The sequence below is a fragment of the Aliivibrio sp. S2TY2 genome (assembly GCF_028765525.1).
GTDB classification, from domain to species: domain Bacteria; phylum Pseudomonadota; class Gammaproteobacteria; order Enterobacterales; family Vibrionaceae; genus Aliivibrio; species Aliivibrio finisterrensis_A.
This window is the reverse complement of record NZ_JARACS010000001.1, coordinates 65920-77805: the sequence shown is the minus strand read 5'-3', so window position 1 is coordinate 77805 and position 11886 is coordinate 65920. Positions and strand designations below refer to the sequence as shown.

Here is an 11886-nt window from a genome sequence, read left to right as displayed (position 1 = left end):
AATTTTCTTAGAGTTTAAATCTACTCACTATTGTCGTTAAATTATCAGCCATTTCACCTAAGCGCTCCGACTCTTTTTCTGTCGCATCAACATCTGATGCGTTTCCTTTTGCAACAATATTAATGTCTGAAATTAATTGGTTTACACTCGATGTTGCCGTTAGTTGCTCTTCTGCCGATGCTGAAATTTGGCTGTTCATTGTTTGAATAATCGCAACAGACTCAAAAATAGAACTGACTGTGTGTTGGGTATCCACCGTTTTCTCTGCAATTTGATGTGCATCATCTGAGTTACTTTGCATCAAGGTTACTGATTTTACCGCTTCATCTTGCAATTCTGCAATCATCGTCGATATTTGCGAAGTACTGTCTTGAGTTCGGCTCGCAAGCAATCTCACTTCATCTGCAACAACGGCAAAACCTCTTCCACTTTCCCCAGCTCTTGCTGCTTCAATCGCCGCGTTTAAGGCTAGCAAATTAGTTTGATCTGCAATACTACGGATCACATCTAATATACTACCTATGTTCTCGGTTTTAACTTGTAGATTCGCAATTACTAGTGAAACATCTTGAATATTAACCGCTAATGTTTGCATATCACTATTCATATCCCCAATAGTATTAATGCAATGGCTTGAAGTCTGATTAACTTCTAATGCTGAATCAGAAGCCTGAATCGCACTTTTAGTTACTTCATCAACACTAACTACAATTTGGTCTGTCGCTACAGCCGCTTGCCCTAATTGATCCATTTGAGCTTTCATACTGATGTTCATTGTATGAGCAGACGAAGATAAATGATGAGATGATTCACTTAACTCAAGGGTTAGCTTATTTATATCTGTCACAAGTTCTTTGATGTTTTGCGCCATTTCAAGAATGCGCCCATAAATCCCAATATGACGATCACTTGTTGCATTGATGTGTGTTAAATCACCACGAGAAATACGATCAATAACATTTAAAATAACCTCAGGATCATTACCCAATGTTTTATTATATTTTCGTACTGCAAAAAACATAACAAAACCAATAAATAAATTAACAATGAAGCCTATGACTAAGCCCTCAAGAAGAAAAGCCTTGAAAGTATCATTTACTTTTTTCTCTTGAACACCACTGCCTAAATACCAATTCCAATGCTTGGTTTTAACTGCTATAGATTTTACTTCTGTAGTTATACTCTCTCGCGTTGTAAACCAAGAGTAGGTAATAACCTGCCCTGCGACAGTAAGGTTGCTAAGAATATGACTTTTTGCCTCATGACTGACAATGCTTTCAAACGACTGACCGATAATTTGAGGATCTAAAGGCGCAGCTAAAAAGACTAGGTTTTCATCCGTCATCCAAATATATTCATTATCTGAGTACGCATAACTTTGCATTAATTCACTGGCTAGTCTCTTTGCTTTACTTTCATCCAACTCACCTGATATCACTTTTTGCTCTAAAGTTGCTATTGTATTTTTAGCGTTTGTGAGTAAGTTTTCTAACCTTGTTACGTTATTTGTTTCTAACGTATACCTAACGTTGTATGCGCCCATAATAATAGACCCAAACATTGCAGCAGAAAAAATAAGATAAATAATGACATACTTAGTTGTAGTATTAAGGTGCATATGTGTTCTCAAATTTAAATAACTAATAATAATTTATATCAATAGTGAACTTGATATTAAATGCTATTCATTCTTTGAGTTTTGTTATACGACTCTGAATAGGTAACTTGATTATTTAACAAATCATATACTTATTTAGATAGGTACGGGGTGTATCCTGAGAAAGAAAAGCGCCGAATCTTATCAGAGGATTGATTATTGTTTATACTTGTTTTACTTACTATATTTGTAAGCAAATGTTTCAGCAAGTAACAGACACAAAAAAACCATTCATATTTCTATAAATGGCTTTTGAGTTATTCATGTATTGGTTTAACTTATTACCAACCAGTCACTTCGCGCAGTGCTTTACCGATATCAGCAAGACTTTTTACTGTTTTAACACCCGCTTCTTCTAGCGCTGCAAACTTATCTTCAGCTGTACCTTTACCTCCAGAAATAATTGCACCGGCATGACCCATACGCTTACCAGGAGGAGCAGTGACACCCGCAATGTAAGATACAACTGGTTTTGTAACATTGTGCTTAATAAACTCAGCTGCTTCTTCTTCCGCTGTTCCACCGATCTCACCAATCATTACAATTGCTTCAGTTTCTGGATCTTCTTGGAACAGTTTTAAGATATCAATGAAGTTTGAACCAGGGATTGGGTCACCACCGATACCAACACACGTTGATTGGCCAAAGCCTTCATCTGTTGTTTGCTTAACTGCTTCATAAGTCAGCGTGCCTGAACGAGATACAATACCAACTTTACCTTTCTTATGAATGTGTCCAGGCATTATACCAATCTTACATTCGTCAGGAGTGATAACACCCGGACAGTTAGGACCAATCATTACTACACCTTCAGCATCTAGACGAACTTTAACGTCAAGAAGATCAAGGGTTGGAATGCCTTCTGTAATCGTTACGATAAGCTTAATGCCCGCATCGATTGCTTCAAGAATTGCGTCTTTACAGAAAGGAGCCGGTACATAAATAACAGAAGCCGTTGCGCCAGTTGCTTCTACAGCATCACGAACGGTGTTAAATACAGGAAGACCAAGGTGAACTTGACCGCCTTTACCTGGTGATACACCACCAACCATTTTTGTTCCGTACTCAAGTGCTTGCTCTGAATGGAACGTACCTTGACCACCAGTGAATCCTTGGCAGATAACTTTTGTATCTTTATTAATTAGTACAGACATTATTTGCCCTCCGCAGCAGCAACAACTTTTTCAGCGGCTTCAGTTAATGACGTCGCTGCAATGATATTAAGGCCACTTTCAGCCAGTTTTTGTGAACCTAGTGGTGCATTGTTACCTTCAAGGCGAACAACAACAGGAACTTCTACACCCACTTCTTCAACAGCACCAATGATGCCATCTGCAATTAGGTCACAACGTACAATACCACCAAAGATATTTACTAGAACCGCTTTAACATTGCTGTCTGATAGAATAATTTTGAACGCTTCTGTTACACGTTCTTTTGTTGCACCGCCGCCAACATCAAGGAAGTTAGCAGGTTGACCACCGTGTAGGTTCACGATGTCCATTGTGCCCATAGCAAGACCAGCACCGTTAACCATACAGCCAATGCTGCCATCTAGAGCAACGTAGTTTAGCTCCCACTGTGCAGCATGTGCTTCGCGTTCATCTTCTTGAGATGGATCGTGCATTTCACGCAGCTTTGGTTGACGGTACATAGCATTTGAATCAATGTTAATTTTACCATCTAGGCACAAAAGGTTGCCTTCTGCTGTCACAACAAGAGGGTTAATTTCCAGTAGCGCTAAGTCGTACTCAGCGAACATATTGCCTAGACCTAAAAAGATCTTAACAAATTGCTTAATTTGATCGCCTTCAAGACCAAGCTTAAATGCTAATTCACGACCTTGGAAAGCTTGAGGTCCTACTAATGGGTCAATCGCTGCTTGGTGAATTAACTCTGGCGTTTCTTCAGCAATCTTCTCGATATCCACACCACCTTCAGTAGATGCCATGAAAACGATACGACGCGTAGCACGGTCAACAACCGCACCTAAATATAATTCGTTTGCAATGTTTGATGCTTCTTCAACCAAAACTTTCGTTACTGGTTGTCCGTTAGCATCCGTTTGGAAAGTTACTAGATTTTTACCTAGCCACTTTTGAGCAAACTCTTTTACGCCCTCTTTGGTATCGTGCAGTTCAACACCGCCCGCTTTACCACGGCCACCAGCGTGTACTTGACACTTAACTACTTTTTTAGCAGTACTAATACGGCCTGCGGCTTCAAAAGCCTCTTGAGGTGTATCGCAAGCATAACCCTCAGGTACAGGAAGGCCATATTCTGCAAAGAGTTGCTTTGCTTGATATTCATGTAAGTTCATTATGTTCTATCCATTTTATGTTATTCCCTTTGCTGGGAATTTTTAATGTCCTAAGACGCTCTAAGGCATCTTTCTATTTTTTATCCAATAATGAAGTTGAATAAGAGGCTGCCGTGAGCATGGCAGCCTTTGTTTATAACTAAATGTTATGACTAAACATCCAGTAATAAACGAGCAGGGTCTTCCAGTAATTCTTTAATTGTTACCAAGAAACCTACTGATTCACGACCATCAATTAAACGGTGATCGTAAGACAATGCTAAGTACATCATTGGTAGAATTTCTACCTTTCCATCAACAGCCATTGGGCGGTCTTGGATTTTATGCATACCTAAAATTGCAGCTTGTGGTGGGTTAATAATTGGAGTAGACATTAATGAACCGAACACACCACCATTAGTGATAGTAAAGTTACCACCCATTAAATCTTCAACCGCTAATTTTCCATCACGGCCTTTGATTGCAAGCTCTTTAATGCCTTTTTCAATATCAGCAAAACCAAGTGCATCACAGTCTTTTAGTACTGGAGTTACTAGGCCACGTGGTGTCGAAACCGCCATGCTAATATCAAAGTAGTTATGATAAACAATATCATCACCATCAATTGACGCATTTACTTCTGGGTAACGCTTAAGCGCTTCAGTTACGGCTTTCACATAGAAAGACATGAAGCCTAAACGTGTACCATGACGCTTTTCAAATTGCTCTTGATATTGCTTACGAAGTTCCATGATTGGTTTCATGTTTACTTCATTAAATGTTGTTAGCATTGCTGTGTTGTTCTTCGCTTCAAGTAGACGTTTTGCTACTGTCTTACGAAGACGTGTCATAGGTACGCGTTTTTGGCTACGGTGTGCTAATGCTTCTGCAGGCGCTTCCGCTGCTTTTTCGGTTTTTGGTATTGCTTTCAATGCAGCAATATGAGCATCAACGTCTTCACGTGTAATGCGACCACCAACACCCGTACCCTTCACATCAGATGGCGCAATATCATGCTCACCAAGTAGACGGCGAACCGCTGGACTTAGCGCATCATTACTTTCTTCTGATAAAGAAGCCGTATGGCGCTTGTCTGGTGATGATTCAGTATCCGTTGCTACGTCCTTTGTTGGCTCCCCAACCACAGCGCCTGGCTTAAGGCGTGCAATTAATTGCTTAGAAAGAACCGTAGCACCATCATCTTCTAAAATCGCTTCTAACACACCAGCTTCAGGTGCTGGTACTTCAAGAACCACTTTATCTGTTTCAATGTCTACAAGTATTTCGTCACGCTCAACTGCATCACCAGGTTGTTTATGCCATGTTGCTACAGTAGCGTCTGCTACAGATTCAGGTAAATCTGGAACCAGAATTTCGATTGTCATATCCGTTTTCCTATACTTTCTAGTTCTTATCTAGGGTCAGAGCGTCTTCAACTAACGCTTTTTGTTGTTTCACGTGCACCGACATATAGCCTACTGCCGGAGAGGCAGACGCTGGACGTCCTGCATAATGTAAAATGGCACTATCAGGTAACGCCGAGCGGAAGTTATGTTGACTTGAGTACCAAGCGCCTTGGTTTTGCGGCTCTTCTTGACACCAAACATAATCTTCTACATTGGTATATTGTGCAATTGCAGCTTCTACGTCTTCTTTAGGGAATGGGTAAAGCTGTTCAATACGTACAATAGCGACATCCGTTTGTTCATTTAGGCGACGTTGCTCTAACAAGTCAAAATACACCTTACCTGAACAGAATACGACGCGTTTCACTTGCGCAGGGTCCAAAGCATCAACCTCTGGAATTGCTGACTGGAAGTTACCCTCTGCAAGCTCTTCAAGTGATGATGTACATAAAGGATGGCGCAATAGTGATTTTGGCGACATTACAATCAGTGGACGACGCATTGGACGAACAACTTGACGTCGTAACATGTGGTATACCTGAGCTGGTGTTGATGGAACCACCACTTGCATATTTTGCTCAGCACACATTTGTAAGAAACGCTCAAGTCGAGCTGATGAGTGCTCAGGCCCTTGACCTTCGTAACCATGAGGTAACAACATAGTAAGGCCACACATTCTGCCCCACTTTTGCTCTCCTGATGAGATAAATTGGTCAATAACCACTTGTGCACAGTTAGCAAAGTCACCAAACTGGGCTTCCCAAATAGTTAAGCCACCGGGTTCAGCGGTTGCATAACCATATTCAAAAGCAAGTACTGCGGCTTCTGAAAGTACTGAATCATGTACTTCAAATGGGCCTTGCTTATCATGAATATTAGCTAACGGTACGTAAGTACTCGCATCTGATTGATTATGAAGAACAGCATGACGATGGAAGAATGTACCACGACCAGAATCTTGACCAGTAATACGAATGCGTTTACCTTCATCGACCAGAGTTGCATAAGCTAATGTTTCAGCCATGCCCCAATCTATAGATTTCTCACCAGAAACCATCGAAATACGGTCATTACACATTTTATTGACACGGCTGTGTAATTTGTGACTTTCTGGGTATTGGCAAACACGTTGACCAAGCTCAACTAGACGCGTTTTATCGAATTCACTCGCCCATTCCATATTCCAGTCATGACCGATGAAAGGTGTCCAATCCACATTATGTAGCTGCATTGGTCGCCACTCTTTCACTACCACTTCACCATGATCAAGCGCATCGCGATACTCATTGATCAATTGTGTGGTCGTTTCTAACTCAAGTTCTTGGCGTGCAACCAACATATCTGCGTAAATCTTACGAGGTGTTGGATGCTTTTTGATTTTTTGGTACATCAAAGGCTGTGTAGCATTTGGCTCATCAGCTTCATTGTGACCGTGACGGCGATAACACACTAAATCAATTACCACATCACGTTTAAACTCATTACGATAATCAAGAGCGATACGAGTTACGAAAGCAACCGCTTCTGGATCATCAGCATTCACGTGAAATATTGGTGCCTGAACCATTTTTGCAATGTCAGTACAATATTGAGTCGAGCGTGTATCTTTTGGATTTGATGTTGTGAAACCCACTTGGTTATTGATAACAATTCGAACCGTACCACCCACTTGGAATGCACGAGCCTGAGACATGTTAAATGTTTCAGCTACCACACCTTGACCTGCAATCGCAGAATCACCGTGAATAGTAATTGGGATCACTTTATCACCCGCCGTATCATTTAGGCGGTCTTGACGAGCACGGACAGAACCAATAACAACAGGGTTAACAATCTCTAGGTGAGATGGGTTAAATGCTAATGCTAAATGAACATTACCACCTGCTGTTGCAAAGTCTGAAGAGAAACCTTGGTGATACTTAACATCACCCGTACCCCATGAGTCGCCATGCTTACCAGCAAATTCATCGAAAAGATCTTGAGGCTTCTTCCCAAGAACGTTGATAAGCATATTTAATCGACCACGGTGAGCCATACCGATAACGACTTCACGTCCACCATTTTCACCAGCGCGACGAATAATTTCTTTCACCATAGGAACCATGGCATCGCCACCTTCCAATGAGAATCGCTTCGCTCCTGGGAATTTAGCGCCTAGGTATCGTTCTAGCCCTTCGGCAGCGGTTAACTCTTCAAGAAAAGTCAGCTTTTCTTGAGCAGTAAAAGTTGGTTTGCCTGCAACAGACTCTAAGCGTTGCTGAATCCAACGTTTCTCTTCCGTATTCGTGATATGCATATATTCAGCACCGACAGAGCCACAATAAGTGCCACGTAGTGCTTCATATAAATCAGAAAGTTTCATGGTCTCTTGCCCTGAAGCAAAAGAACCTACATTAAATGTTTCTGAAAAATCATCAGTAGTTAAATTATGAAAAGAAGGCTCTAATTCTGCAACATATTCATGCTGCTGTAATGCTAATGGGTCTAAATTGGCATTTTGATGACCACGGAAACGGTACGCATTAATTAATTGCAATACTCTTACTTGCTTAGCATCTACATCTGGATCATTAACTTGAGCACTAACTTGCTTTGTTTCTTTCGCAAGACGACGGAAATATTCTCGTACAGGGGAATGGGCTTGTTCTGATGCGCCAGTACTTTCAACTGGAAGCGTATCAAAAACGTCTCTCCATTCATCGCTAACGATTTCCGGGTCACTGAGATAGAGTTCGTAGAGATCTTCTACGTACGTTGCATTAGCGCCAGCTAAATGTGAAGACTCAAACCATGCCTTCATCACGCTATTCTGCATTATTTTCCCTTAATCCAGTAGTTTCACGTCTATCCCGGTCTTTTGTGCCGGGCTTATAAGCCTCAACTTACGCTTGAATAAACCAATGCGTAATGTTGAGGAGATAATAGTTATACCGCTTTTTTCAATAGCATGGTCTTAATATGACCAATTGCTTTTGTTGGGTTTAACCCTTTAGGACATACACTTACACAATTCATTATGCCATGGCAACGAAAAACACTGAAAGCATCGTCTAAATTAGACAAACGTTCATTTGTCGCAGTATCACGGCTATCAATTAACCAACGATAAGCCGCAAGAAGCCCTGCTGGTCCGATGAACTTGTCAGGATTCCACCAAAATGATGGACATGATGTAGTACAACATGCGCACATGATACATTCATATAAACCATCTAAATGTTCACGTTCTTCTGGAGATTGTAGGTTTTCTCTTGAAGGTGGCGTTGCACCATCACTGATTAAGAATGGTTTTACTTTTTCGTAATTCTCGTAGAACTGCGCCATATCGACGATCAAATCACGAACTACAGGTAAACCAGGTAATGGACGAATAACAATATCACCCTTACCTGTTAATTCAGATAATGGAGTAATACACGCTAATCCATTCTTACCATTCATATTCAAACCATCAGAACCACATACGCCTTCGCGGCATGAACGACGGAATGATAACGTAGGATCTTGTTCTTTTAATAAGATAAGTGCATCAAGCACCATCATATCAGAGCCTTCATCCACTTCTAATGTGTACGCCTTCATATGAGGCGCATTATCTACATCAGGGTTGTAACGGTAGATTGAAAAACTTAATTTCATCTTTCTGCCCTCTTTTAGTACGTACGTGCTTTAGGTGGGAATGCTTCACGATGGATTGGCTCCATGTTTACACCACGTTTGCTCATTGATTCTGTCTCAGGGTTATACACTGAGTGACATAGCCAATTCGCATCATCACGTTCAGGGAAGTCAAATCGAGCATGCGCACCGCGGCTCTCTGTACGATAGTTTGCTGCTACCGCTGTCGCGAATGCCGTTTCCATTAAGTTTTCAAGTTCTAAACACTCAATACGCTGCGTATTAAACTCTGTTGATTTATCGGCAAGGTAAGCATTTTTTAGACGCTCACGAATCACTTTAAGCTCTTCAAGGCCTTTTGCCATTGCATCACCTTCACGGAATACTGAGAAGTTATTTTGCATACATTGCTGTAAGTCTTTACGGATTTGAACAGGATCTTCACCGCCAGTGCTATTTTCCCAACGATTATAACGCTCAAGTGATGCTTCAATATCTGCTTCAGTTGCTGGTTTAGCTTCTGCTTGTTTCTTCAGAGTTTCACCTAAATGTAGCCCTGTTGCACGACCAAACACCACTAAATCTAGCAGCGAGTTACCACCTAAACGGTTTGCACCATGCACAGATACAGATGCGATTTCGCCGCAAGCAAACAGGCCTTGAACTTCGACATCAGCACCGCTTTCATCTTGCTTAATCGCTTGACCAGAAACTTGTGTTGGTACACCACCCATCATGTAATGACAGGTTGGGATTACTGGGATAGGCTCTTTAACTGGGTCGACATGAGCAAAGGTACGAGACAATTCACATACACCCGGTAGGCGTGATTCAAGCGTCTCTTTACCTAGGTGATCCAATTTCAATTTAATGTGTGGACCCCAAGGACCATCACAACCACGACCTTCGCGAATTTCAACCATCATTGAACGAGCAACAACATCACGACCCGCTAAGTCTTTCGCATTTGGAGCATAACGCTCCATGAAGCGCTCACCATCTTTATTTAATAGATAGCCACCTTCACCACGACAACCTTCCGTTACAAGTACACCTGCACCTGCAATACCGGTTGGGTGGAACTGCCACATTTCAATATCTTGCATTGGAACACCAGCACGAATCGCCATGCCTACACCATCACCAGTATTGATGTGTGCGTTCGTTGTTGATGCGTAAATACGACCTGCACCACCAGTAGCAAGGATGGTTGCTTTAGATTTAAAGTAACAAACTTCACCCGTTTCCATACAAAGCGCAGTACAACCTAAAATTGCACCGTCTTCATTTTTTACCAAATCAAGCGCATACCACTCAGAAAAGATCGTCGTCTTATGCTTAATATTTTGCTGATAAAGCGTATGAAGAAGCGCGTGACCAGTACGGTCCGCGGCAGCAGCTGTTCGTGCAGCTTGTTCACCACCAAAATTCTTAGACTGACCACCAAATGGGCGCTGATAAATTGTACCGTTTTCAAAACGAGAAAAAGGCAATCCCATTTTTTCTAATTCAATAACCGACTCTGGGCCGTTTTTACACATGTATTCGATAGCGTCTTGGTCACCGATATAATCAGAACCTTTTACTGTGTCATACATGTGTTGTTCCCAATGGTCTTCATGCGCGTTACCAAGAGCAACAGTAATGCCACCTTGCGCAGAAACCGTATGAGAACGAGTAGGGAAAACTTTAGAAAGCAATGCACAAGATAGGCCTTGCTCAGAAATTTGCAATGCAGCTCGCATACCTGCACCACCAGCGCCAATTACAACGGCATCAAATTCTCTAACAGGAATACTCACTACACACCCCACACTATTATTAAACCAGAGAAGAAATATCCTAATAACACTGACACTAAACCAAGCTGAAGCAGAGCACGCAACATGACAGGTTTAATATAATCAGTCAGTACTTGCCATAAACCAATCCATGCATGAATCAAGATTGAAAAAAGAGCAAGCATCGTAAATACTTTCGTGAATAAACTGCCAAAGAAGTTTGTCCATGATAGGTAAGTTAGATCTGGGCCAAAAGCACAGAAGCCAACAATATATAGGGTGTAGAGGGTTAGGATAATCGCACTAGCACGAATTAATATAAAATCGTGTACGCCATTACGACCAAATGAAGATACGTTAGCTACCATACCAATACTCCTGCTAAAAGAGATAATACAGCCGTAATTGCAAACGCAACCTTGGCACTTTGAGTACCAGACTCAAGCTCTTCAAAATATCCCATGTCCATCAATAAGTGACGAACACCTACCACAATATGGTAAGCAAGGGCTGTTAGAATTCCCCACATAATGAATGTCACAAAAAAGCCATCGATATAATCAGCAGCTTGTGCGAATCCAATAGGAGAAGAAAGCGATAGGTTGAGCAACCAAAGCAATATTCCAACAGAAACAAAAGTAATCACACCACTTACACGGTGCACAATTGAGGCGATAGCCGTTATAGGAAAACGGATCGTTTGTAGATCTAGGTTGACAGGTCTTGACTTTTTAACTTTCACAAGGGGCTCACTCAGCTCCATTGAGCATTTTATTGTTATAGATACCTCCGATCTATCAAAAATCATGAAAATTTAACATTTTCGCAACTTTCGTTGTGAGCGACATCTCTTTATGCTGCTTAATTACTAAACCGCACTCTATTTATAAGTAGATGTAAATCACGCTAACCCTATATAAAATAAGGGACAGACCAGAAACTCTGCCGCAGTATACGATGTGAAACATCTGATTACAAACCTATAAATAATACTTACATCACACCACAGAAAATTAACTTTTTTTTCATTAAAAATATAAACAAGTGCACACATAAGCGCACAATAATTGACATTAGCCCGTGTAATGGGTACAAAGTTGTCACTCTCATATCCGGGATAGAATA

General features: G+C 41.2%; 9 protein-coding genes. All 9 read right to left on the bottom strand.

Features of this window, described 5'->3' with window-relative positions; translation table 11 throughout:
* Positions 1-7: 7 nt before the first annotated feature.
* The gene (locus tag PVK63_RS00345; RefSeq protein ID WP_130086609.1) at positions 8-1618 is read right to left on the bottom strand and encodes a methyl-accepting chemotaxis protein; all 1611 of its coding nucleotides are present in this window, start codon (positions 1616-1618) and stop codon (positions 8-10) included.
* Between the two features lie 320 nt (positions 1619-1938).
* Positions 1939-2811 (bottom strand): succinate--CoA ligase subunit alpha, encoded by an 873-nt coding sequence (gene sucD, locus PVK63_RS00340; protein WP_130043128.1) that lies wholly within the window; start codon positions 2809-2811, stop codon positions 1939-1941.
* On the bottom strand, positions 2811-3977 hold the full coding sequence (gene sucC / locus PVK63_RS00335; protein WP_130043127.1) for an ADP-forming succinate--CoA ligase subunit beta: 1167 nt from the start codon (positions 3975-3977) through the stop codon (positions 2811-2813). The genes sucD and sucC overlap by 1 nt, the downstream gene beginning before the upstream one ends.
* 152 nt (positions 3978-4129) lie before the next feature.
* The gene (gene odhB, locus PVK63_RS00330) at positions 4130-5341 is read right to left on the bottom strand and encodes a 2-oxoglutarate dehydrogenase complex dihydrolipoyllysine-residue succinyltransferase (protein ID WP_130086608.1); all 1212 of its coding nucleotides are present in this window, start codon (positions 5339-5341) and stop codon (positions 4130-4132) included.
* A gap of 19 nt (positions 5342-5360) precedes the next feature.
* Entirely contained in the window at positions 5361-8177 is a 2817-nt protein-coding gene (sucA, locus tag PVK63_RS00325) for a 2-oxoglutarate dehydrogenase E1 component (protein ID WP_130048067.1), read from the bottom strand.
* A 110-nt stretch (positions 8178-8287) separates the two neighbouring features.
* Entirely contained in the window at positions 8288-9001 is a 714-nt protein-coding gene (locus PVK63_RS00320) for a succinate dehydrogenase iron-sulfur subunit (protein WP_130048068.1), read from the bottom strand.
* Positions 9002-9015: 14 nt separating this feature from the next.
* Positions 9016-10782, bottom strand: coding sequence for a succinate dehydrogenase flavoprotein subunit (gene sdhA / locus PVK63_RS00315; protein WP_130043123.1), 1767 nt, complete (start codon positions 10780-10782; stop codon positions 9016-9018).
* Positions 10782-11129, bottom strand: coding sequence for a succinate dehydrogenase, hydrophobic membrane anchor protein (gene sdhD / locus PVK63_RS00310; protein WP_130043122.1), 348 nt, complete (start codon positions 11127-11129; stop codon positions 10782-10784). The genes sdhA and sdhD overlap by 1 nt, the downstream gene beginning before the upstream one ends.
* Positions 11123-11518: a succinate dehydrogenase cytochrome b556 subunit gene (gene sdhC / locus PVK63_RS00305; RefSeq protein WP_207215661.1), complete on the bottom strand. Its 396-nt coding sequence runs from the start codon at positions 11516-11518 to the stop codon at positions 11123-11125. Before sdhC ends, sdhD begins: the two co-directional genes overlap by 7 nt.
* Between the last annotated feature and the right edge of the window lie 368 nt (positions 11519-11886).

What these genes read in the sequence shown, in the direction of transcription:
- PVK63_RS00345 (WP_130086609.1), bottom strand. Translation starts at nt 1,618, where the DNA reads ATGCACCTTAATACTACAACTAAGTATGTCATTATTTATCTTATTTTT.
- sucA (WP_130048067.1), bottom strand. Translation starts at nt 8,177, where the DNA reads ATGCAGAATAGCGTGATGAAGGCATGGTTTGAGTCTTCACATTTAGCT.
- sucD (WP_130043128.1), bottom strand. Translation starts at nt 2,811, where the DNA reads ATGTCTGTACTAATTAATAAAGATACAAAAGTTATCTGCCAAGGATTC.
- sdhD (WP_130043122.1), bottom strand. Translation starts at nt 11,129, where the DNA reads ATGGTAGCTAACGTATCTTCATTTGGTCGTAATGGCGTACACGATTTT.
- odhB (WP_130086608.1), bottom strand. Translation starts at nt 5,341, where the DNA reads ATGACAATCGAAATTCTGGTTCCAGATTTACCTGAATCTGTAGCAGAC.
- PVK63_RS00320 (WP_130048068.1), bottom strand. Translation starts at nt 9,001, where the DNA reads ATGAAATTAAGTTTTTCAATCTACCGTTACAACCCTGATGTAGATAAT.
- sucC (WP_130043127.1), bottom strand. Translation starts at nt 3,977, where the DNA reads ATGAACTTACATGAATATCAAGCAAAGCAACTCTTTGCAGAATATGGC.